This window comes from Planococcus faecalis, assembly GCF_002009235.1.
Classification (GTDB): Bacteria; Bacillota; Bacilli; order Bacillales_A; family Planococcaceae; genus Planococcus; species Planococcus kocurii.
Genome location: NZ_CP019401.1, coordinates 1,169,898 through 1,191,353, shown reverse-complemented (window position 1 = coordinate 1,191,353; position 21,456 = coordinate 1,169,898). Strand labels below are relative to the sequence as shown.

General features: G+C 41.1%; 25 protein-coding genes and 1 riboswitch. Of the genes, 9 read left to right on the top strand and 16 right to left on the bottom strand.

The genetic code is table 11. The annotated features are described in order from the left end of the window. Positions 1-33: 33 nt before the first annotated feature. The 7 genes from AJGP001_RS05870 to mnhG are packed head-to-tail and all read left to right on the top strand — an operon-like array spanning position 34 to position 5,810. The gene (locus AJGP001_RS05870; RefSeq protein WP_071153797.1) at positions 34-2,448 is read left to right on the top strand and encodes a Na+/H+ antiporter subunit A; all 2,415 of its coding nucleotides are present in this window, start codon (positions 34-36) and stop codon (positions 2,446-2,448) included. Further along, entirely contained in the window at positions 2,435-2,857 is a 423-nt protein-coding gene (locus AJGP001_RS05865; protein WP_058385850.1) for a Na(+)/H(+) antiporter subunit B, read from the top strand. The genes AJGP001_RS05870 and AJGP001_RS05865 overlap by 14 nt, the downstream gene beginning before the upstream one ends. Then, positions 2,857-3,204, top strand: a complete 348-nt coding sequence (locus AJGP001_RS05860; protein WP_058385851.1) for a Na(+)/H(+) antiporter subunit C — start codon at positions 2,857-2,859, stop codon at positions 3,202-3,204. Before AJGP001_RS05865 ends, AJGP001_RS05860 begins: the two co-directional genes overlap by 1 nt. Beyond that, positions 3,197-4,678, top strand: coding sequence for a Na+/H+ antiporter subunit D (locus tag AJGP001_RS05855; protein WP_078080247.1), 1,482 nt, complete (start codon positions 3,197-3,199; stop codon positions 4,676-4,678). The genes AJGP001_RS05860 and AJGP001_RS05855 overlap by 8 nt, the downstream gene beginning before the upstream one ends. A gap of 7 nt (positions 4,679-4,685) precedes the next feature. Continuing rightward, positions 4,686-5,165, top strand: a complete 480-nt coding sequence (locus AJGP001_RS05850) for a Na+/H+ antiporter subunit E (RefSeq protein WP_058385852.1) — start codon at positions 4,686-4,688, stop codon at positions 5,163-5,165. Beyond that, positions 5,162-5,443, top strand: coding sequence for a Na(+)/H(+) antiporter subunit F1 (locus tag AJGP001_RS05845; protein WP_058385853.1), 282 nt, complete (start codon positions 5,162-5,164; stop codon positions 5,441-5,443). Before AJGP001_RS05850 ends, AJGP001_RS05845 begins: the two co-directional genes overlap by 4 nt. Continuing rightward, complete coding sequence (gene mnhG / locus AJGP001_RS05840) at positions 5,403-5,810, top strand: monovalent cation/H(+) antiporter subunit G (protein ID WP_369678782.1); 408 nt, start codon at positions 5,403-5,405, stop codon at positions 5,808-5,810. The genes AJGP001_RS05845 and mnhG overlap by 41 nt, the downstream gene beginning before the upstream one ends. A 42-nt stretch (positions 5,811-5,852) precedes the next feature. Here the strand turns inward: mnhG and AJGP001_RS05835 are convergent, their stop codons facing one another. The 7 genes from AJGP001_RS05835 to AJGP001_RS05810 form a co-directional block, all read right to left on the bottom strand. After that, entirely contained in the window at positions 5,853-7,346 is a 1,494-nt protein-coding gene (locus tag AJGP001_RS05835; RefSeq protein ID WP_078080246.1) for a leucyl aminopeptidase, read from the bottom strand. Positions 7,347-7,586: 240 nt separating this feature from the next. After that, positions 7,587-7,916 carry a YuiB family protein gene (locus tag AJGP001_RS05830; protein ID WP_058385856.1) on the bottom strand — a complete coding sequence of 110 codons (330 nt, stop codon included), beginning with the start codon at positions 7,914-7,916 and terminating at the stop codon, positions 7,587-7,589. 550 nt (positions 7,917-8,466) lie between these two features. Then, entirely contained in the window at positions 8,467-8,592 is a 126-nt protein-coding gene (locus AJGP001_RS17485) for a YuiA family protein (RefSeq protein WP_169793156.1), read from the bottom strand. Between the two features lie 134 nt (positions 8,593-8,726). Beyond that, the gene (locus tag AJGP001_RS05825; RefSeq protein WP_071153795.1) at positions 8,727-9,227 is read right to left on the bottom strand and encodes an NUDIX domain-containing protein; all 501 of its coding nucleotides are present in this window, start codon (positions 9,225-9,227) and stop codon (positions 8,727-8,729) included. A 118-nt stretch (positions 9,228-9,345) separates the two neighbouring features. Continuing rightward, entirely contained in the window at positions 9,346-10,560 is a 1,215-nt protein-coding gene (locus AJGP001_RS05820) for an NAD(P)/FAD-dependent oxidoreductase (RefSeq protein ID WP_058386933.1), read from the bottom strand. A gap of 175 nt (positions 10,561-10,735) precedes the next feature. After that, entirely contained in the window at positions 10,736-11,098 is a 363-nt protein-coding gene (locus AJGP001_RS05815) for a HesB/IscA family protein (protein ID WP_058385859.1), read from the bottom strand. Positions 11,099-11,244: 146 nt separating this feature from the next. Beyond that, positions 11,245-11,481, bottom strand: coding sequence for a NifU family protein (locus AJGP001_RS05810; RefSeq protein ID WP_008429467.1), 237 nt, complete (start codon positions 11,479-11,481; stop codon positions 11,245-11,247). A gap of 82 nt (positions 11,482-11,563) precedes the next feature. Here AJGP001_RS05810 and AJGP001_RS05805 point away from each other — a divergent pair, with 82 nt between their 5' ends. Next, positions 11,564-11,890, top strand: a complete 327-nt coding sequence (locus AJGP001_RS05805; protein ID WP_071153794.1) for a YuzD family protein — start codon at positions 11,564-11,566, stop codon at positions 11,888-11,890. A 125-nt stretch (positions 11,891-12,015) separates the two neighbouring features. Here the strand turns inward: AJGP001_RS05805 and AJGP001_RS05800 are convergent, their stop codons facing one another. Further along, complete coding sequence (locus AJGP001_RS05800; protein ID WP_071153793.1) at positions 12,016-13,083, bottom strand: NAD(P)/FAD-dependent oxidoreductase; 1,068 nt, start codon at positions 13,081-13,083, stop codon at positions 12,016-12,018. 152 nt (positions 13,084-13,235) lie between these two features. Between AJGP001_RS05800 and AJGP001_RS05795 the strand changes: the two genes are divergently transcribed. Further along, the gene (locus AJGP001_RS05795) at positions 13,236-13,472 is read left to right on the top strand and encodes a YuzB family protein (protein WP_058385862.1); all 237 of its coding nucleotides are present in this window, start codon (positions 13,236-13,238) and stop codon (positions 13,470-13,472) included. Between the two features lie 128 nt (positions 13,473-13,600). Here AJGP001_RS05795 and AJGP001_RS05790 read toward each other — a convergent pair whose 3' ends face one another. The 8 genes from AJGP001_RS05790 to AJGP001_RS05760 all read right to left on the bottom strand — a co-directional run bounded on the left by AJGP001_RS05790 (position 13,601) and on the right by AJGP001_RS05760 (position 21,453). Beyond that, positions 13,601-14,374 carry a TIGR01457 family HAD-type hydrolase gene (locus AJGP001_RS05790; RefSeq protein WP_071153792.1) on the bottom strand — a complete coding sequence of 258 codons (774 nt, stop codon included), beginning with the start codon at positions 14,372-14,374 and terminating at the stop codon, positions 13,601-13,603. Continuing rightward, positions 14,364-14,819: a DUF86 domain-containing protein gene (locus AJGP001_RS05785; protein WP_071153791.1), complete on the bottom strand. Its 456-nt coding sequence runs from the start codon at positions 14,817-14,819 to the stop codon at positions 14,364-14,366. The genes AJGP001_RS05790 and AJGP001_RS05785 overlap by 11 nt, the downstream gene beginning before the upstream one ends. Before the next feature lie 84 nt (positions 14,820-14,903). Continuing rightward, on the bottom strand, positions 14,904-15,230 hold the full coding sequence (locus AJGP001_RS05780) for a YutD family protein (RefSeq protein WP_058386934.1): 327 nt from the start codon (positions 15,228-15,230) through the stop codon (positions 14,904-14,906). Between the two features lie 14 nt (positions 15,231-15,244). After that, a complete protein-coding gene (gene lipA, locus AJGP001_RS05775; RefSeq protein WP_071153790.1) occupies positions 15,245-16,168 on the bottom strand; it encodes a lipoyl synthase in 924 nt (307 codons plus the stop codon). A gap of 143 nt (positions 16,169-16,311) precedes the next feature. Next, complete coding sequence (locus tag AJGP001_RS17345; protein WP_143039520.1) at positions 16,312-16,443, bottom strand: methionine/alanine import family NSS transporter small subunit; 132 nt, start codon at positions 16,441-16,443, stop codon at positions 16,312-16,314. 15 nt (positions 16,444-16,458) lie between these two features. After that, positions 16,459-17,979 carry a sodium-dependent transporter gene (locus tag AJGP001_RS05770; RefSeq protein ID WP_071153789.1) on the bottom strand — a complete coding sequence of 507 codons (1,521 nt, stop codon included), beginning with the start codon at positions 17,977-17,979 and terminating at the stop codon, positions 16,459-16,461. A gap of 194 nt (positions 17,980-18,173) precedes the next feature. Beyond that, positions 18,174-19,748 carry a Na+/H+ antiporter NhaC family protein gene (locus AJGP001_RS05765; RefSeq protein ID WP_071153788.1) on the bottom strand — a complete coding sequence of 525 codons (1,575 nt, stop codon included), beginning with the start codon at positions 19,746-19,748 and terminating at the stop codon, positions 18,174-18,176. Between the two features lie 109 nt (positions 19,749-19,857). Continuing rightward, positions 19,858-20,038: riboswitch (Lysine riboswitch) on the bottom strand. 71 nt (positions 20,039-20,109) lie between these two features. Beyond that, positions 20,110-21,453, bottom strand: a complete 1,344-nt coding sequence (locus AJGP001_RS05760; protein ID WP_071153787.1) for a bifunctional metallophosphatase/5'-nucleotidase — start codon at positions 21,451-21,453, stop codon at positions 20,110-20,112. Positions 21,454-21,456 lie beyond the last annotated feature (3 nt).

Genomic DNA, 21,456 nt, shown 5'->3' with positions numbered 1-21,456 from the left:
ACTCATCACGTTTATGCTGGAAGGAGGATTCATTTGTCATTTGTGTTTTTAATCTTTGTACCTTTGCTTGCAGCCTTGTTCATTCCGCTGTTATTTAAGAAATTCGGAAGGATTCACACAGGCTGGTTTGTTTTAGTCGTTCCCGTTATTTTATTCACTTACTACGTCTCATTGCTTCCCACAACGATTAGTGGAGGCAATTTAGTTTCTGAATTTCAATGGATCCCTTCACTTGATATCGCCTTTGTAGCGTATATCGATGGATTGAGCCTGCTGTTCACGTTATTGATTACAGGCATTGGCGCTTTAGTCGTGCTGTACTCTATTTTCTACTTGGACAAACATCGCGAACAATTACATAATTTTTACGTTTATTTATTGATGTTCATGACGGCAATGCTCGGTATTGTTCAAAGTGATCATTTAATCACTCTTTATCTGTTTTGGGAGTTAACTTCGATTTCATCTTTCCTGCTGATTGGTTATTGGTATACTCGTGATCGTTCAAGATTTGGTGCCTTAAAATCAATGATGATTACCGTTTTCGGAGGATTGATGATGCTCGGTGGTTTCGTGCTACTGAGTATTATGGGTGATACATATTCGATACGCGAATTAATCCCACAAGCAGCTGAACTCGTAACGCATGATTTCTTTATTTGGGCGCTCGTTCTTGTGCTGCTCGGAGCATTTACAAAATCTGCGCAGTTTCCATTTTACATTTGGCTTCCAGATGCGATGGAAGCGCCTACTCCTGTTAGTGCGTACTTGCACTCAGCGACTATGGTCAAAGCGGGCTTGTATTTAGTGGCACGACTGACGCCTGTGTTTGCGATATCCGGTACATGGATGTGGCTAGTCGCCGGCGTTGGATTGTTTACCATGTTCTGGGGCTCGTTTTTCGCCTTGAAACAAAAAGATTTAAAAGGGATTCTCGCATTCTCGACCGTTTCTCAACTGGGTTTGATTATGTCGTTACTCGGAGCTTCGGCTGCTGGTTATCATGTTGACAACATTGCTGAGACGACATTCAAGTATGCTGGATTCGCAGCGATTTTTCATTTGATTAACCACGCGGTCTTTAAAGGCAGTTTGTTCATGATTGCTGGTATCGTCGATCATGAAACCGGCACACGGGACATTCGCAAACTTGGTGGTCTCATGAGCCTAATGCCGATCAGTTTTACCGTAGCTATGATTGGGGCTTTCTCTATGGCAGGCTTGCCTCCATTTGGTGGATTCCTTAGTAAGGAAATGTTTTTGACTGCCATGCTGTCATTAACGGAATTTGATTTGTTTTCCATGGACGTTTGGGGCATCTTATTCCCTGTTGTCGCTTGGCTGGGCTCGGTATTTACATTTATCTACAGTTTCTATTTTGTTTTCCACACATTTGCTGGCGAACACAAGCCGGAACAATTGCCAAAACCTGCTCATGAAGCGCCCATTGGCATGCTGATTTCACCTGTTTTTTTATCACTTCTTGTTGTGGTCATTTTCTTTATCCCGAACCTTGTCGGTGACTGGCTCGTGAAGCCAGCTGTTTTGGCGATGCAACCGTTTCTTTATACATCGCCGGATGAAATTAACATTCATGTTGAAGCATGGCACGGACCTACGCCTGAGCTGTTTATGACGCTTGGAATTGTTGCTATTGGATTCTTGATGTTCTGGACGTTGCGCAAATGGCAGAAGAGCTATGATCTTTTCCCAGATACGTTAACGTTGAATGCTCTGTATGACAGTGTCATGTTCATGAGCGATACGGGAGCAAACCGTTTTTCAAGACTTTACATGACTGGCTTTATCCGTTCGTATTTGGTGTATATGTTTAGTTTCGTCATATTCATTGTTCTTGGAACTTTATTCTTAACGGATGCTTTTGCTATTGATTTTACGAACCTTGCACCCGTTGGATTTTATGAAGTCGTGATTTTAATCGCATTAGTTGGCTCGACACTTACCATTCTTTTCTCTAAGTCTAGACTGACAGGAATTATCGCACTTGGTGCTGTCGGTTATTCAGTAGCGTTATTCTTTGTTATTTTCCGTGCTCCTGATTTGGCTTTAACACAACTTGTTATTGAAACAATTTCTGTTGCTTTGTTCTTGCTGGCGTTTTACCATCTGCCACAGATCAGTCGGAAAGAAGAACGGATGCGCTTCCGTTTTGGAAATGCACTTGTGGCAATAGGTGTTGGAGTGACGGTAACGTTGGTTGCCTTGTCTTCTCTATCACAAAAAGCTTTGCCTTCGATTTCCGAATTCTATAAAGAAACGGTTTATAAAGAAGCTGGCGGTGGAAATATCGTCAATGTGATTTTAGTTGATTATCGTGGGTTTGATACTTTGTTTGAAATTGCTGTATTAGGTATTGCGGGTATCGGTATTATTACGATGATTAAACTACGCTTGACGAAAAAGGAGGATCAGCATGAGAACAAATGATGTAATGCTTCAAACGGCCACAAAAGTAGTGACCTTCATCATTTTGATGTTTGCTGTCCACATTTTCTTTGCAGGACATTATACACCAGGTGGCGGATTTGTTGGTGGGCTGTTAACTACCAGTGCAATTGTGCTATTAATGCTCGCTTTTGATATTGAAACGGTGAAAAAAATACTGCCGATCAATTATGTAACAATGACAGCAATCGGCTTGCTGTTGGCACTTGCTACAGCTTCTGCCTCTATCATCTTTGATGTTCCTTTTTTCACACATGCTTACGATTATTTTGATTTACCGCTTTTTGGTAAAACTTCTCTGCATTCAGCAATGCTGTTTGACGCAGGGGTTTACCTGGTTGTTGTCGGTGTAACGATGACCATTATTCAAACGATTGGAGAGGATGAATAATGGAAATAATTATGTCGGTTGCCATTGGATTTCTCTTTATGGCAGCTGTTTACTTAATGCTTTCGAAGAGTTTGATACGTATCATTATCGGAACGGGATTGCTGAGTCATGGCGCCCATCTTTTACTTTTAACTATGGGGGGACTTGGAGGAAACTCTCCTCCTGTCGTAGCCGATGGCGTCAGTGTCAGCGATTATGCAGATCCCTTGCCACAAGCTTTGATTTTGACAGCCATTGTCATTTCATTTGCTGTTACATCATTTTTCCTAGTGCTCGCCTACCGCTCTTATCAGGAACTCGGTACCGACAATATGGATTTGCTGAGAGGAACTGAAGATTATGAGTAATTTACTCCTTTTTCCAATCATCATTCCGTTGTTTTTTGCTGCTATCCTGATGATGTTCCCGAAAAACTTGAAACTTCAGCGCACGTTAGCTGCTGTTGGAGCTGGAGCAGCTTTACTTTCTGCTCTTGTGCTAGTAGCAAAAGTTAATACAGCTGGTGTTCAAGCGGTAACGCTTGGCAGTTGGCCGGCACCATTCGGTATTTCTATGGTGTCCGATCCGTTATCTGCCTTACTGGTGGTCACGTCTTCGATTATTACATTGTTTGTTATTTTTTATAGTTTTCCAACTATTGGCATCAAACGCGAACAATCTTTCTATTATCCAGCTGTGTTATTTTTAATGGTTGGTGTTAACGGTGCTTTCACGACTGGAGATATTTTCAACTTATTCGTTTTCGTCGAAGTGTTGCTAATGGCTTCTTATACATTAATCGTTCACGGCGGCGAGAAACCACAGTTGCGCGAGTCCATCAAATACTTATTGGTGAACATCATTTCATCTGCCTTGTTTGTAGCAGCTGTTGCTTTTCTTTACTCTGTTACTGGCACGTTAAATATGGCGGATTTGGCGGTCAAGATTCCACAAATAGAAGAAACAGGCATTTTGACTGTGATTGCTGTGATGTTCCTAGTTGTCTTTGGATTTAAAGCCGCTATCTTTCCCTTGTACTTCTGGCTACCGGGGTCTTACTATGCACCTCCGATTCCGATACTTGCATTATTCGGTGCTTTGCTGACAAAGGTTGGCGTCTATGCCATCATGCGTACATATACTTTATTCTTTACGATGAATATCGGCTTTACGCATGAATTACTTGGCATTATTGCCATCCTGACAATCCTTGCTGGATGCATTGGCGCTCTCGCTTACTTTGATGTTAAAAAAATCATTATCTATAACATCATTATCGCTGTCGGTGTTATTTTGTTCGGAATTGCGCAGTTAAATCAACCAGGTATTGATGGCTCTATTTTTTACCTGATTCATGATATGTTGATCAAAGCTGCCTTGTTCTTCCTTGTTGGAATTGTTGCGGTCCTTTTTGGCACAACAGACTTGCGACAAATGGGCGGATTGATTAAAACTTATCCAGTTTTAGGCTGGGTTTATCTGGTCACTGCATTTGGGTTAGCGGGTATTCCGCCACTCAGTGGATTCCCAGGAAAACTTTTAATTGTTCAAGGTGGATTTGAAGGCCCGCAGTTTTGGGGCAGTATTATTATTCTAGCAACTAGCTTAATTGTGTTGTTGAGTGCTGTGCGTATTTTTGTCTACGCTTTTTGGGGAGAACCGGTTGAAACCGTTCCTCTAAAAAAATCAGTTTTCAATCAAATGTTCATTCCAACAGTTGTCCTTGTGGCCCTGACAGTGGCGTTCGGGGTCGGTGCGGAACTCTTCATGCCGCTCATTTCAGGCGCGGGTGAAGTGCTGCTGAATCCATCCATCTATATTGATGCGGTATTAAAGGAGTAGGTACCCTATGGCTTTACAAATATTATTGAATTTCTTCCTAGCCTTTGTTTGGATGTTTATGACCGTGTCCTTTAGTCCTTCAGGATTTGCAATTGGTTTCTTGGTGGGCCTTGGCATCATCATCTTAATGCGACGATTCTTTTCACACAGACTTTATACAGCAAGAGCATGGGCGATTATCTCGCTATTCCTCTTGTTTCTTAAAGAGCTTTTTCTATCAAGCGTTCAAGTTTTGTGGATTGTTATCAAACCGTCTATGAACTTAAAGCCCGCTATTTTTGAACTAGAAACAAAATTGACGGAGGACTGGGAAATTACTCTCTTATCCGCTTTGATTACGTTAACACCCGGAACACTGGTTGTCGGCATATCCGACGACCAGAAAAGGCTGTACATCCACGCGCTCGACTTTGATGACATCGACAATGCAGTTAACTCCATCAAAGATACATTCGAACGGGCCATTTTGGAGGTGAGCCGCCCATGATAATGTTTTACTGGGTTTCACTAATTATCGTCAGCATCGGATTTACTGGACTGCTTTTTCGGCTCGTCAAAGGACCGACAATCGCAGATCGCGTAGTAGCCCTTGATGCTATTGGAATCTCGCTCGTTTCAATCATCGCTTTGCTGTCATTGATTATCGAAACAGAATTCTTTTTAGAAATCATTTTGCTGTTAAGTATTTTGTCCTTTATCGGGACTACCGCTTTTGCGAAATTCCTTGAGAGAGGAGAGATTTTCGATCGAAACAATCATCATTAACATTGTCATCATTGTATTAATGAGCACAGGCGTCATTTTTAGCGTAGTAACGGCATTGGGACTTATTCGCTTGCCAGACGTTTATACGCGCACGCACGCTGCCTCTAAGAGCTCGACACTGGGTGTCCTTTGTGTATTGCTCGCTGCTTTTATCCATTTTTGGTTAATCGAAGGCATTTTCAATACACAATTGATTATCGCGATTGCTTTCTTGTTTATCACTGCTCCTGTAGGTGGACATTTAATTGGACGTGCTGCCTATATGTCTGGCATTAAAGTTACCGAAGAAACGGTACGTGACGACATGAAGGATGCAGTAAAAGAAGCAAAACAAGAACTAAGAGATCGTAAACCAACAGAATTATAAAACAAGCCTGCAGGCACTTTGTCTGCAGGCTTGTTTTATAATTTATTGTTCGTCTGCCATCTTCTCAACTAACATAGCCAGTGTTCTAACCATGGCACCCGTACCACCTTTTGGTCCAAGATCGTGAGCTCCATCTGCATCAGAAGTACCCGCAATATCCAAATGAATCCAAGGCGTGTCTCCTGCAAATTCTCCAACAAATCCCCCACCGAAAATCATATGACCATCGCGTCCCGGTGAATTATTCAAGTCTGCCACATTGCTTGTTCGTATGCGTTTTTTATCGCTTTCTGTTAATGGCAAGCGCCAAACAAATTCTCCACTTTCCAGCGATGCTTCAAGGAAAGTCTCAAAAAATGATTCATCGTTTGTTAAAGCGCCAGTTTTGTCTTTGCCTAATGCGACAATAACTCCACCAGTCAATGTTGCCACATCCACAATGCGTGTTGCGCCCAGTTGCTTCGCATAACTAACAGAATCTGCTAGTACTAAACGGCCTTCTGCATCGGTGTTGAGGATTTCAATGGTTTTGCCACTCATCGAAGTGATCACATCATCTGGTTTAAAGGCATTACCAGAAATCATATTGTCGGTTGATGCAATAACGGCAATGACGTTTTGCTGTGGCTGCAATTCACCAATAATTTTCATGGCGCCAAGAACTGCAGCAGCTCCACCCATGTCGCCTTTCATCCCTACAATGCCGTCTTTTGGCTTGATTGAATAGCCACCTGTATCAAAGGTAATTCCTTTTCCGACAAGTGCCAGTGGGTCTTCAAAGCCTTCTGTTGCCTTGTACTTCAAAACAATGAGGCGTGGCTCTTCGACTGATCCTTGATTGACCGCAAGAATCGCGCCCATGCCCAGTTCTTCAAGTTCCGCTTTTCCTAAAATGTCGGTTTCAAAGCCATAAGCTTCTCCAAGTTCACGTGCATATTCACCCATTGCTGTTGCAGTCAAAACGTTTGCTGGCATATTAACAAGCGTTCGCGCTTCATTGACAGACTGTCCGAAAATAGTGCCTACAGTAGCTGCTGCTTCGACGTCTTCTTGTACTTCTTCTGCCAATAAAGTCAAAGTTTCTAACTCTACTTGCGTTTCATTTGATGTCGTTTTGTAATCATCAAAGCGGTAGCCACCCATTGTAATGGCTTCTGCTGCTAAAAAGGCAACATCTTCAGTGGTGATTCTTTCATTTTCAAACGATTCCATATAAATTGCCGCATGTTTTATCTTTTTCTTGGCTAATTCTTTGCCGACCAATCCGAAGCATGATCGGAGGTCTTCTTCAGTTAACTTTTTGCGATCATTCAATCCGACAAATAAAACACGTGGGATCGCTCCTGAAAGTGTGGGATAGGTAATTAATGATTTCAAATCAAATGATAGATCTAGTTTGATCCACTGTTCTAATTTGCCATCAAAGCGCTTAGTGAATTCACTCCACCCTTTGCTGTTTTCGGGATGTCGGTTTAGACCGACGATCAGGATATCAGCTTTACTGTCGTGCGAATGTTGCTGTAGATTGATTTGCATGTAATTCCTCCTTTTTACGTTCTCTTCCAGTGTAGCATTTAATTCGAAATTCGAGTAGTTCGTGTAGCGAAGGAAAACACGCTACTGTTATTGTCTAGGATACATCAGGACAACACATTACATAGAAAGGCTGTATCACCGTGTTTATGGTTATTACTTTAAAACGTTTTTCACTTACAAACAACAACTTAACACAACCAAAAAATCGCCAATCCGGATGACCAGATTGGCGATTTCTTATTAAAACATTTGGTAACCCATTTTACGCAAAATTTTCATAATGAACCCTGACGTAATGGCTCCTGCCCAACCAGCAAGTAAGACAGCAAGATCACTGCCTGTCATGGAAGTAATGGTATCTCCTAGCATCGAAAAAGATTCACCCGGATTCGTGAAATAATCAAAAATACCGACATCATCCACAACTAGCAAGATAACGACGGGATAAACAATCCCCATCAACCAAGTCATGCGAAGCAGCATGTTCAACAAAAAGCCGATTCCGAAAAACATAACATAAAAAAGCAACATAGAAATAATTAATTGCACAATTGTAAATGAACTGTTCATCAACTCTAACCTCCGTTATTCCTTTCATCAGTTTACCCGAAAAAACAAAGGCTTTCAATCCAACAGAACAGAGTTCATCGCTTTGTCACTTATGACCGAAATGCGGAAGCGGCCACTTAGCTCCGACAGGCGTTAGTTGAGCTGGCCGTGTGGCATTTCTTCAGCCACACTGCTAGTTCGACTTACGTCCCGAGGAGTTGGCCGGTGGAGCTGGACAATGCGAAATGCGGAAGCGGCCGCTTAGCTCCGACAGGCGTTAGTTGAGCTGGCCGTGTGGCATTTCTTCAGCCACACTGCTAGTTCGGCTTACGTCCCGAGGAGTTGGCCGGTGGAACTGAACAATGCGAAATGCGGAAGCGGCCGCTTAGCTCCGACAGGCGTTAGTTGAACTGGCCGTGTGGCATTTCTTCAGCCACACTGCTAGTTCGGCTTACGTCCCGAGGAGTTGGCCGGTGGAGCTGGACAATGCGAAATGCGGAAGCGGCCGCTTAGCTCCGATTCTAAAAAAAAGCAATCGGCATGACTCAACCGATTGCTCTTAACGTGCAGCTTATTTTTTTCCTGAACCCGAACAGCAGGAGCACGTTTCTGAACCACCCAGTCGTAATTGGAAATATCCTTGACCTGAGCAATAAGAGCATTGATCAACGTTTGTAGCCTTTTTGAAGATCGTCATTCGAAACACCTCCTTCTGTTCTTGTTTGTAATATTCTGATAATATAGCACGATGCTTATTAGAGTGCAAGCTAAAAAATAAATGTAACCGCTGTCATTCAAAAAAATATTATTTTCTCGATTTACCTGAAGCATCTACTCTTTTTTAAAAAAGAGTTTGTAGTCCGAATAGCCAAATACTTTACCTGGATCTACGTTCTCAATTGGTTCTAACCCATCTTCTAGTACGTAAGAAACCATTTCTTTAAGCATCACAGAAGCCTCTGCATCATTCGATAATTCTGCAGGCATTAACCAATCTGCTGAATACAATTCGGCTAACTGTGCACGAATTGGCTGTTTTTCATTTTTTGCTTTCAATAAAAAAATGGCCATGTTGTCACTAACTTTTCCTTGAATAACGCCTGAACGAAAACCAATCATCCTGACTACTTCACATTCAATGCCCGTCTCTTCTTTAACTTCTCTTAAGGCAGTTTGGTCAATCGTTTCAGTGCCCTCCACAAATCCCGCTGGAAGCGACCACTTCCCGTGCAGTCCGCCATATCTTTTTTTCACGACTAGCCACTGACCTTCGGAATTTACAACAAGTGCAGCCGCTCCTAGCCAAACATTTCCTCGTTTATTAGTTGCCATGACCATTCTCCTTTTTACTTACATTAGACCAGTCTGTGATACAGACTATCTAAAAACACAATAAGCCCTATCAAGGTACAAAAAAAGCTCCCCGCTAAGGGAGCTTAAACTGTTTATCTTATAAAACGTTGAATTTACCTTTTTTCAAAACAAGCATAGGTCCGCCAATCATGAACAATGCGCGGTTATCAATCATTTTTTTCATGAATGACGCTCTTTTACCTGTTACTTTTTTGCCGAAGACAACACCAATTGCATCGTCATCACCAAGTGAACAAACTGTTCCTTTTAGATCTGGAACAAATTCAATCGTTGTTTCACCATTCATCAATGCTTTCAGGTTTTTCGCTACGCTTTCACCTTGTTGCATAGCAATCTGTGCAGTTGGTGGGAATGGACGATTCGTTTCTTCGTTGATCATTAATGCACAGTCACCAATAATGAAAACATCATCGTATCCTGGAGCACGTAAATCTTTATCAACTTTAACGCGAGCGCGCATGTTTTCGATTGGAGTGGCTTCGATCAAACGGTTACCACGGACACCCGCAGCCCAAACAACCGTACCAGCTTTGATGAATTCAAATTCGTCATCGCCTTTTTTAATTTTAACGCCTTCTGGAGTCGCTTCTACAACAGGTGTACCAATTGAGAATTCGATTCCTTTAGACTCTAGATGACCTACTGCATAGTTGACAAGCTCTGGATCAAATCCAGGCAATACCATTGGTGCAGCTTCTACACAAACAACACGCACTTTTTCACGTGGCACGTCAAACTCTTTGCAAAGTTCAGGTACGCGGTTCGCTAATTCACCAAGGAATTCAATTCCTGTAAATCCAGCTCCTCCGACAATAATCGTCAAACGGCTATCATCTTTAACAGGCTCTGCAGACCATGTAGCAAATTGGAATTCAATATGCTCACGAATATAACGTGCAGCTTTTACGTTGGCAATAGATAACGCATATTTATCGAGGCCTTCAATTCCGAAAGTCTCTCCTTCAAAGCCAAGCGCAATAACAATGTAATCATATGTGAATTCACCATTGTCTGTAGAAACTTTTTTACCTACTACATCAATTGCTTCAACAGTTGCTTGTACAAATTTTACTTTCACGCCATCAATAACATCTTTGATATCGTAACGCACTTGTTCTGGAAGCAAAGTTCCTGCAGCAGCTTCATGGAGCCAAGTACTTTCATAATGATATTCATTTTTGTTGATTAATGTAATGTCCGCAGCATCTGTGCCAAGAACTTTTTGCAAGTTTACTACAGTAGTCAATCCACCGTAACCTGCTCCTAATACTAATATTGACGGTCTTTTCAACACAATCGCAACCACCTTCAAGTCATTTTTTAATCGAATATCGACAAAGCCTTTTAGCCTTGACGCCCCGATAAACACCTATCCTCTATACTAGACCTAAACCCTTCTGATTTCAACTGAATAATGTGTTTATACTAATCCTGTCCATAATAAAAAGCCGGTTTGTCACCGACTTTTAACAATTTTCTGGAGTACCTGCTTTTTTAGCTGTTCGGAAGGAAGTTCCACAGCCACATGATGCAATGGCATTGGGATTTTCTATTGTGAATCCACCACCCATTAATGACTGTTTATAATCAACTACTGTACCTTGTAAAATCGGTGCGTCTTCTTTAGCAATTAGAATGGGAATTCCAAATTGCTCATACCGATCATCTGCTTCACTTTTGGTTTTTTCAAACCCCATACCATATGTCAATCCGCTGCATCCGCCGCCTTTAACAGCAACACGCAAAAAGGATCCTTCTTCTTCGTTGTGACGCATCATTTCTTTAATTTGGAATGAGGCTGCTTCTGTAATTTCTACTACTTCTGTCAATCTGATCACCTTCCTCTAACTCTATCATAGCAATCATTTCTATCATTGTTCAAGCCGTTAACCTTAAATTACCGTGTTCTCGAAGTAAGAGTAAGAACTTTCATTTATTTTATATAGAAAAAGAGACCTAAAAAGGTCCCTTAGCATTAGAATACTTGTTCTACTTCTACAATTCCAGGAACTTCTTCCACTAACGCGCGTTCAATTCCTGCTTTTAATGTAATGGTCGAGCTTGGGCAGCTTCCGCATGCGCCGAGCAGACGAAGTTTTACGATGCCATCCTCTATATCAACAAGTTCACAGTCTCCACCGTCACGCAAAAGGAATGGACGTAATTTATCTAAGACTTCCATTACTTGATCTTCTAGCAAAGCTTCAGTCATTTATATCGACTCCTTTCATTATAATCATTATAATGTGATTAGCAGGAAAAAGCCACTAATGAATTCACAGGGGGTCCAAATTATGAAGAAACAATTATCGATAGAAGTCTACGGAACCGATGTTATTTGCGCAAGTTGTGTCAATGCACCTTCGTCAATTGATACGTATGAGTGGCTAGAAGCCGCCATCTCAAGAAAATACAAAGATCAGCCATTTTCAATTACCTATATCGATATTGAGAAACCAATTGAGCTAGACCACCAAAAAGATTATGCACAACGCATTATGGACGATGAATTTTTTTATCCTTTAGTAGTAGTTGAAGGTGAAGTTGTTGGAGAAGGTTATGTACAACTAAAACCTGTTTATCGTGAACTTGAAAAACATGGTTTTTCAGAAGTTGAATAAAAATGAGTAAAGGGTTTGGAATAGCCATATTCCAAACCCTTTTTCTTTAGCCATTTACTCTCTTTCATAAAAAACTGTAGACAACTCGAACGAGTTAAGTTTGCCTACAGTCAACATGCTTTTAATTAGCCGTTATGCCATTTATACATCCACAATACGCCGGATTTCATTAAACGAGCAATACGACCAGTAACTGTGCGATCTGCTAAGTAAGCGAATCCTTGTTTTTTCCCTAAAGAACCTAGGAAGCCTTTTAGTTTAATTTCAGGCATTGTTTCAGGCAACGCCTCGCCTTTCCATGTTGCTTTCAATATTTTAACGATTTGCTCTGCTTGTTCTTCTGCTAGCTGTGCAGAAGGTGCCATTGGCAAGGCAGCACAGTCTCCTACCACATAGACATTGCTGTTGTTCGGCAGTTGATGATATTGATTGATGACTACGCGTCCACTAGCATCACTTGCTAACCCTAAATCACGGACTGGCTTGACAGGCTGAATACCTGCAGTCCAAACAACTGCATCAACAGGAATCGTTTCTTCATGATTATGCAGTAACTTTGGTTCTACTTGTGTGATATTCGAATTCGATACCACATCTACGTTATGTTTTTCAAACCATTTTCTAACGAAATCACTCAAACGTTCTGGGAAATCACGTAAGATTCGTGGACTCCGGTCAAACAATTTAATATTCAAGTCTTTCCGACTTTCACGCAGTTCACTGGCTAGTTCAATCCCACTAAGACCTGCGCCTACTACACCAACTACAGCACCAGCAGGCAGTCCTAATAACTGTTGATACGTAGCACGTGACTTACCAATCGTCTGAATGCTGTAAGTAAATTCTTCAGCTCCTGGTACGTTGTGGTATTTGTCTTCGCACCCTAAACCGATTACTAAGTCATCGTAGGCTATGCGTTCTCCATTCTCCATAAAAATACATTTTTCTTGAAGGCCGATTTCCAGTATTTCTCCGTTAACTACTGTTAGGCGTTCGTGTTCTGGAAACGGTACGCGGACTTCATGGTCTGACTCTGTACCAGCAGCTAACGCATAAAATTCCGTCTTCATGCTGTGGAATGGTGTCCGGTCTATCAAAATTATTTCGGTATCCTGTGGAAGGCTTGACGGCAACAAGCGGAGCAAAATCCGCATATTGCCATAACCGCCTCCAAGTAAGACTAATTTTCTCATAAAAATCTCCTTTAACTTTCATCTGTCAGATCAATTTCTCACATATGAGTATAGCTGATTGTGATAACTTTCACAATGCTTTCACCAGAAATCAATTAATTGACTCCTGCCACAAAAAAAGGTAGGATTTCGTTGTAGTGAGGTGACTTAGAATGAAACCAATTGTTGAATTTTGCATTAGTAATATTGCCAATGGTGCACAAGATTCTTTTGAAAAACTCGAACGAGATCCCAATCTCGATGTTTTGGAATACGGCTGTTTAAGCTATTGCACAAAATGTTCCGAGTCTTTGTACGCACTTGTTAACGGAGAAATCGTCGAAGCAGACTCTCCCGATGAGTTGACGAAAAAAGTTTACGAATTCATAGAGGAAAACCCATTATTTTAAGCCGTTCAAAAACGGCTTTTTTCAGTATATGGAGAAATTGGAACACTTAAGTTCTTGGCGCTAAACGACTTAACCCGGCGATGCGGCTTTGTGCTGCATCGCCGGGCTTTTTCTTTTGGCAGTTGTTTTTATAGCTCCCAAAACCCTAGATTTTCAATTGTAAAGCTTGGTGGATGTTCTTTTTTCAATACATAATCTGTGCTACTAACACCTGTATTAACGTGAATGGTATCAATGCCAAAGCGTATGCCCGCTTGAATATCCGTATCATAGTTGTCTCCAATCATCACCATTTCGCTTTTTTCAAAACCCGATTCATGTTGGATGGCTTCTAACATATGAATTTCTGGCTTGCCAATAAACACAGGCACTCTATCTGTCGAAGCAGCTACCATTGTTGTGAATGCGCCATTTCCTGGCAAAAATCCTTGTTCAGAAGGAAAAGCCAGATCTTGATTTGTTGATAAAAAAATAGCTCCTTTGCGAATTTCTAAACAAGCGGTTGCTAATTTATCATAAGTAACATTTCGATCAAGTCCCATTAATACGATGCCGGCTTGTTCTTCTACTCGTTCAAGCCCTTCTTGATGCAAGGCTTGATCTAAGCCGTGAGAACCAACCGTGTAAACAGTCTTTTTTGGATACCACCGTTTAATGTATTTGGCTGCTGCAATTGCGGAAGACATAATACGCTCTTTTTTAGCAGCAATCCCAAAGCCCGCCATTTTGTCTTGGAGTTGCTGTTGCGTCATAGATGCGTTATTCGTAATAAAAAAAGGTTCAATCCCATGTTGCTGCAGGCGCTTAACAAAGTCTACCGCTCCTTCAACCGCTTCAGTTCCCCGATAAATGGTTCCGTCTAAATCTAGGCAATAGGCTTGATAGTGTTTTCTACTTGTCATCATTTGTCTCCGGTATAAACGCTGAAACTGGACCTAATTCATGAACAAGGTAATGCTCGACTCTCGGTCCAAACGCTTTCAATGATTCAAGATTCGCATCAAGTGCTGCGATAATTTCTTGTTGATCTACTTTCATAAACTCTCGAACTAACATTTTTCGCAAAGCAATGACATCCTTAAACGGCTGATCCATGTCTGCTGTAATTACTTTTTCATCAACTAAAATATCGATTATGTCATCATAACTTCCAGGGTCACGCATAATAAAGCCATCAATCATCGAGTTACCGACATCAATGATCGACTCAATAATGTTTGCCCCGACACGTTCTAGCGCAAGTAAGTCATTAAATGACGTCCATTGCTGCTTTTTTTCGTAAAATTCCAATAAAGCATTCATGTACTGAATCGTTTCAGTAATTTTTCTGCGGTCAATAAAATACATAAAAATACCCTCCAATAGGCGTTTGAAAATCCTCAATTTCTTTCTTTATCATATCATATTGCAAAAAAAAAACCCCCTTGCGGATTACACATCCGCTTCGGGGGTTTGCTGTTCGGGTTCTTCAATTAAAGGAGCTGCTTTTCCACCTTTTTTTATAACGAAATAAGCGCAACCAAAATTACAGTACTCGTAAAGATAATCCTGTAAAGTACTAATTTTTGTATCATAGGTTGCTTTGTGGTTCGTGTCTTCAAAAAAGCCTTTCAACCGCAACTGTCCATAGCCCCAGTCTCCCAAAATATAATCATATTTCGACAAAATTTCGCTATAGCGTCCTGTTATGGCCTCCTCTTTGAATCCTTCTCGGTGATCTATTAATATGTCGTATTCCCATTGATCCAATGTAATCATTTTTCCACCATCCATTAGCTGTTTGTAGCAGCTGCTTGCACTTCTCCGAGGCGCTGACGCTCTTTAGCAGCTGCATTGACTTGCTCATCCGCATGGTAGCTGCTTCGAACCAAAGGGCCTGCCTGGCAATGCGAAAACCCTTTAGTCATCGCAATCTCCCAAAATTCTTTAAATTCCTTTGGCGAATAATATTTTTGTACCATTAAGTGTTTTTTCGAAGGCTGAAGGTATTGACCGATTGTCATGATATCGACATCGTTCGCACGTAAGTCATCCATCACCTCAATAATTTCTTCTTTTGTTTCCCCCAAGCCGATCATTAATGAGGATTTTGTTGGAATTTCCGGATGCATTTCTTTTGAACGTTTTAACAGTTCCAGTGATCGGTCGTACTTAGCACGCGCTCTGACTCTTGGTGTTAAACGGCGTACCGTTTCTATATTATGATTTAAAATATCCGGTTTTGCATCCATTAGACGTTCCAGATTTTCATAGACTCCACCCATATCAGACGGCAAGACTTCAACTGTTGTAAATGGATTAGCACGTTTAATCGCACGGATTGTTTCAGCAAAAACAGCTGAACCTCCATCTTTTAAATCGTCTCGTGCAACTGCTGTAATGACTGCGTGTTTGAGATTCATCATTTTTACAGAGGCTGCCACACGTTCAGGTTCTTGAAGATCCAATTCATTCGGTAGTCCTGTTTTGACTGCACAAAAACGGCAAGCTCTGGTACAAACGGCACCTAAAATCATAAAGGTAGCGGTTCTCCGGGTTCCCCAACATTCGTGGATATTTGGACATTTCGCTTCTTCACAGACAGTATTGAGATTATTTTCTCTCATCATCTTTTTTAAATCTGTATAGTTTTCATTGGTGTTGAGTTTGATCTTTAACCAATCGGGTTTTCTAAGATGCTCTTGTTTTGTTGACATGCACATCGTCCCCTGTCTATCTGATTTGTGAATGGAATCCTATTGTACTCCAAATGTATCATAAAGGTTTGCTCCTCACAAGTTCACGTCTCTCTTTAAAGACATGAAAAAGCCCAGAAACCAAAAGTTTCTGGGCTTGTAAATTATACGTTATTTGCAGCATTTTTCGACTTGTTCTTTTTGCTGCTACTGACTGCGTGAATGATGCTAGCAGCCAAGCCACCCCAAATAATGACCATGCCGATAATCATTACCACAATTGAACTTACAGTCATATGATACTCCTCCTTTTAATTGCGCTCGTCATATTCTCCCTGTTCTTTATGCCATTTTGCAAGAGAGAATAGAACTCCAAAAATGATTGCAGCGGAAGCAACTGCTACGCCTCCTGATAAGGTAAACATATCTGAATACCCTTCGTAGTTTCCAGTTTCAGTATCAAACTCTTTCAGAATGTTTAGCTTGAGTAAACCGAACATCATATAACCTAAAACGATTGGTGTAATGATGCCGAGACTGAATTTCCACCAGCCACCCAAATGAATATCCGAGATTTCGTTAGCATGTGCTTTAAGTGCATCTGCTTTACGGAATACCCAAACGACTAGCACCACTTCTACTAGACCGATTGCTGCAACACCAAATTGGTTGATAAAGTAATCTGCAAGGTCCAAGAAGAACAATCCGCCTTGTGTTGCAAAGAGAATTGAAATCAATGCTGCAAGTCCGCCTCCGAAAAGAACAGATTTTCTACGAGAAATACCGAACTTCTCAGAAAACCCAGCGACATAAGTTTCAGTAATTGACATCAAAGACGTCAATCCAGCGAGTGTTAACGATAAGAAGAACAATACGCCGAACAATCCGTTGAATCCTGGAAATTCATTGATAATTTGTGGGAATACCACAAATGCCAATCCAACACCGGCTGTTGCTACTTCACTTACTTCAACACCTTGTTGCGATGCCATAAACCCGAGAGCTGCGAAAACACCGATACCGGCTAATAATTCAAAGCTTGAGTTGGCAAAACCTGTGATAAAAGCATTATTTGTAATGTCCGACTTTTTAGGAAGATAGCTTGAGTACGTAATCATAATGGCAAATGCGACAGATAAACTAAAGAATATATGTCCATAAGCTGCGACCCAAACCGACGGATCCATAATAGCGGTAAAATCTGGTTGGAAAAATGCTTCTAGTCCTACCAACGCCCCGTCCAGTGTAACTGCACGAATTACGACTGCTACGAAAATAATAACTAACGTTGGAATGAAGATCCGGTTAGCTGCTTCAATTCCTTTTTTCACTCCTGCAAGCAAAATTCCGAGTGTAATGACCCAGACCAGCACTAGAGGAATAAATACGCCCCAAACAATTCCACCTGTTTGACCCGGACTAACTGTCAGCTGTAAAAATTCATTGAATAAGAAATCTTGTGTATCTGTGCCCCATGCCTGATTGATTGAAAATATAGTATAGCGCATTGCCCAAGCGATAATAACGGCATAGTACACAGATATAATGAAGGACACAAATACTGCCCACCAACCAAGCCATTCTAGTTTTTTACCACCCATTCTAAAGAATGATAATGGTGCAGAACCTCGGTACTTATGACCAATCGTAAATTCAAGTATTAGAATTGGTATACCGGCAGTTAATAATGCAAATAAATACGGTATGAAAAAGGCACCCCCACCATTTTCAAAGGCAACATACGGAAAACGCCAAATGTTACCAAGACCAATTGCAGAGCCGACAGCTGCCATGATAAAGCCGGCACGTGTACCCCATTGCGAACGTTCCATCACTCTTCCCCCTCTGTATTCCCATTCTATTTACATAAAAATAGGAATTTTGTTTGTTTTCAGATTATTAACTAATCTAAAAATAGTATACCGAGAGAGCGCTTTAATGTAAAGACGATTTCACAATATAATTCGAAAAAACTATTGCAGCAAAAGTAAAAAGGCAGAGAAATAGCTTCTCTGCCTTGATTTCATTATATATTTTGTTGTTTTTCAATAATAGTTGTTCGTTGTGACCAGACAACAAAGAGAACGGCTAACACGGCTAAGACTACGCCTAACGAAATCAATAGCGAACCAGTGAAACCTATGACAATGTACCCAATTGCAGCAATACCTGCAGCGGTTAACGCATACGGTATCTGAGTTAAGACATGGTCCATATGATTGCTTCCCGCTCCTGTCGAAGACAAGATCGTCGTATCGGAAATCGGTGAACAATGATCACCAAAAACCGCTCCTGCTAACACTGCTGATAACGCTGGCAATAATAAGGATGGGTCAGCCTCAATCATAATTGTACCGGCAATCGGTAATAAAATACCGAAAGACCCCCACGATGTTCCTGTAGAAAAAGCCATAACACCCGCTAACACAAACAGTAAAAAGGGAAGAATAGCTGTCGGAACATTGCCTTCAGACACAACGCCTGCTAAATATGCACCCGTTTCAAGTAACCCGATCAAAGAAGTCAGCGACCAAGCAAAAATCAAGATTAGCACTGCACCCATCATTGATTTGATACCTGCCCAAATGCCTTTGCCAATCCAGCCCACATTAGCTGTTTCGTTCTTTTTCATTTGCATAACGTATAAGATAATGGACGTTAATGCACCTAGCACACCACCTGTTAATAAGGAAGCTGGCACATCTGTATTTTCAAAAATCAACCAAATATCAAATACTTGATCTGCGTTCTGATAGCCCGTCCATATCATTGCTCCTACTGTACCAACAATCAACAATAAAATTGGTAGTAATAAATCTCTAACATGTCCATGTGAATGAGTTGGAAAATCTTCTTTCATTTCACCTGGAATGGTTTTGTTAGGATCAAAAAGTTGTCCTTCCGTAATCGCAAGCACTTCATGTTTCTTCATTTCACCAAAATCAACATCACGAATAGCAACAAAAAAGACAATAGCTAGAGAAGCGACTACATAAAAGTTCATCGGTGCCATCCATAAGAAAGCTTCTAGTGCGGAATATTCAACAAAAGTTTGTCCTGCTAAAATCGTCGCAATAATCCCAATAATTGCAGCTCCCCAACTTGATACGGGAGAAACGACACAAACAGGTGCAGCAGTCGAATCGATAAAGTATGCGAGCTTAGCGCGTGACACTTTGTAACGATCAGTAATTGGACGTGCAACTTGTCCTACAGCTAAAGCATTGAAATAGTCATCGATGAAGATCACAATTCCAAGAACTACTGTTAGAACCTTCGCCCCTCTTCGCGACTTGATACGTGTGGAAGCCCATTCAGCGAAAGCATGGCTGCCTCCTGATAAACTAACGAATGCTGTAATAATGCCAAGCAACAACAAGAAAAGAATGATAAAGACGTTATAAGCATTGAAACCTTCATCCCAAAAAATAATCGTAAATGATGTTACAAGCTCTTGTAAGGCATCAAGTGGTGCAAACCATGTCAATATTACAGCTGCTGCTACAATACCGGTACCTAGCGACAATAGCACACGACGCGTTAAAAGTACCATAACGATTGCAATAATCGGCGGCAAAATCGAAAAAATCGTATTCTCCATAAAAACTCCTCCTAATTTTTGATGGGTGAAAAATGAGATAAAAAAAGCCGACCTCTCCAATTGGATAAAGTCAGCCTTCTACAATTCGTCTGTGCATTAGAACATCAAACAACCCTGTAGCTCCCCATTTAAGCTGTTGCTCAAATGACAGTGACATTCTTATTTAGAATGACCCCAATCCATCTTCTTAGACCTAGAAAATCGATTTCGGCAAAACTTCCTTTCAGATGCGTTCAACGCGGTCAAACTCGCGCATCTTACTGATCAGTCCTGCAGCCTCTACCCACCAATATATATTTCTTTATTAGCATAGCCCAAAATCACCATAAAATCAACTGCGTTTATATTCCGAATAGGCCTTCTACTTCAAGGCTTTGCTATGAAAATACTCGCTAAACACATCACGCAGAAACTCTGGCATAAAATATGTCTTAGCCGCTCTTTTCAAGCTTGGGAAAAAGTAGCCAAACGTTAACATGTCTAACGTAACCAACCGGTAAGTTTGATCGTGCACTGCTAGTTGCCCATTGATATAAAACCGGTGATTCATAATTTCCATATTCAAATGAATCATCTTGCCAAATACCGCGCCACGGAATCCCATTCCTTTTAACTCGAGCTGTGGCCATTCTGAGTTCAAAGACTGCAAATAAATCTCCTTTAACTCTGCTCCGCTTAGCTCGACAAGACAAGGGTTGATTGGATGAGGCAACATTTGATGAAAGTTGTAGCGAGTCATCGCACCTTTTGCCATATCTTCCATAAATATTCCGGCATTAAATAACGCACAATCGGCTTCTGTAAATTCAATCAGCGCTTGTCCAAACAAAGTTGCCAGCTCTGAATCTTTAAACCACTCTGCTTTTAGCGTCTTGTCGCTATGAAAAACTAACTCGTTCATTTGTATTTTTCCCTGCTCAATTAGCAGTTCATCAAATCCTTCTTGTTCTTCGCGTAACCGAGACACTTCAACGAGTTGCGCAGTGGTTTTTTCAAATGCTTCTGCTACAGCAATATGACCAACGTAAAAACCGAATTTTCCTGCAGCACCTAGCAAAGTGTCCCCTTGCCATTTGCCTTCATGAAAAACATGATGCGTATGTGCCCCCAAAATAATATTGATTTGTGGACAAAGATCCACCAATAACTCGTCTTCTTTAATGCCAAGATGTGATAAGCAAATAATTAAATCGGTGTGTTCTTCAATTTCTTTTACTGCTTGAATAATAGATTCTTTGGCATCTGTAAGTCGCCAACCCAGTTTATGATAAAAAGGCGTAAACTCTGCGGTTGCACCTACTAATCCAATCCGTGTTCCGTTTGTTGTACGGATAATATGATAGGGCTTAGCCCATTGAGGTCGATTGCCACGCAAATCAAATAAATTTGACACCACCACTTTAAAATCGGCTTGAACATACAAATCAGCAAGCTCTTCTTTTGACAGTGTAATGCCTTCGTTATTGCCAATCGTCACAGCATCGTATTGCGCTTCGTTTAGCAATTGCACATTGCCTTTGCCTGCTGTGCCTTCTGTATAAGGATGCGAACGATCAACATGGTCACCAATATCTAAAATAAGACAGACGTCGCCTTCTTCTTCGTGCCATCTTTTTCGTTCAGCTAAAAACGATTTAATCTGTGGCCAATTTGTAAAATGGCTATGCAAATCATTCGTATGATAAATATGAATAGTTTCACTCATGAA

Excerpts from the sequence above, each read along its gene's own strand:
- AJGP001_RS05865 (WP_058385850.1), top strand. The coding sequence starts at position 2,435 with ATGAGAACAAATGATGTAATGCTTCAAACGGCCACAAAAGTAGTGACC.
- AJGP001_RS05860 (WP_058385851.1), top strand. The coding sequence starts at position 2,857 with ATGGAAATAATTATGTCGGTTGCCATTGGATTTCTCTTTATGGCAGCT.
- AJGP001_RS05855 (WP_078080247.1), top strand. The coding sequence starts at position 3,197 with ATGAGTAATTTACTCCTTTTTCCAATCATCATTCCGTTGTTTTTTGCT.
- AJGP001_RS05850 (WP_058385852.1), top strand. The coding sequence starts at position 4,686 with ATGGCTTTACAAATATTATTGAATTTCTTCCTAGCCTTTGTTTGGATG.
- AJGP001_RS05845 (WP_058385853.1), top strand. The coding sequence starts at position 5,162 with ATGATAATGTTTTACTGGGTTTCACTAATTATCGTCAGCATCGGATTT.
- AJGP001_RS05835 (WP_078080246.1), bottom strand. The coding sequence starts at position 7,346 with ATGCAAATCAATCTACAGCAACATTCGCACGACAGTAAAGCTGATATC.
- AJGP001_RS05830 (WP_058385856.1), bottom strand. The coding sequence starts at position 7,916 with ATGAACAGTTCATTTACAATTGTGCAATTAATTATTTCTATGTTGCTT.
- AJGP001_RS17485 (WP_169793156.1), bottom strand. The coding sequence starts at position 8,592 with ATGACGATCTTCAAAAAGGCTACAAACGTTGATCAATGCTCTTATTGC.
- AJGP001_RS05825 (WP_071153795.1), bottom strand. The coding sequence starts at position 9,227 with ATGGCAACTAATAAACGAGGAAATGTTTGGCTAGGAGCGGCTGCACTT.
- AJGP001_RS05810 (WP_008429467.1), bottom strand. The coding sequence starts at position 11,481 with ATGACTGAAGCTTTGCTAGAAGATCAAGTAATGGAAGTCTTAGATAAA.
- AJGP001_RS05805 (WP_071153794.1), top strand. The coding sequence starts at position 11,564 with ATGAAGAAACAATTATCGATAGAAGTCTACGGAACCGATGTTATTTGC.
- AJGP001_RS05800 (WP_071153793.1), bottom strand. The coding sequence starts at position 13,083 with ATGAGAAAATTAGTCTTACTTGGAGGCGGTTATGGCAATATGCGGATT.
- AJGP001_RS05795 (WP_058385862.1), top strand. The coding sequence starts at position 13,236 with ATGAAACCAATTGTTGAATTTTGCATTAGTAATATTGCCAATGGTGCA.
- AJGP001_RS05790 (WP_071153792.1), bottom strand. The coding sequence starts at position 14,374 with ATGACAAGTAGAAAACACTATCAAGCCTATTGCCTAGATTTAGACGGA.
- AJGP001_RS05785 (WP_071153791.1), bottom strand. The coding sequence starts at position 14,819 with ATGTATTTTATTGACCGCAGAAAAATTACTGAAACGATTCAGTACATG.
- AJGP001_RS05780 (WP_058386934.1), bottom strand. The coding sequence starts at position 15,230 with ATGATTACATTGGATCAATGGGAATACGACATATTAATAGATCACCGA.
- lipA (WP_071153790.1), bottom strand. The coding sequence starts at position 16,168 with ATGTCAACAAAACAAGAGCATCTTAGAAAACCCGATTGGTTAAAGATC.
- AJGP001_RS17345 (WP_143039520.1), bottom strand. The coding sequence starts at position 16,443 with ATGACTGTAAGTTCAATTGTGGTAATGATTATCGGCATGGTCATTATT.
- AJGP001_RS05770 (WP_071153789.1), bottom strand. The coding sequence starts at position 17,979 with ATGGAACGTTCGCAATGGGGTACACGTGCCGGCTTTATCATGGCAGCT.
- AJGP001_RS05765 (WP_071153788.1), bottom strand. The coding sequence starts at position 19,748 with ATGGAGAATACGATTTTTTCGATTTTGCCGCCGATTATTGCAATCGTT.
- AJGP001_RS05760 (WP_071153787.1), bottom strand. The coding sequence starts at position 21,453 with ATGAGTGAAACTATTCATATTTATCATACGAATGATTTGCATAGCCAT.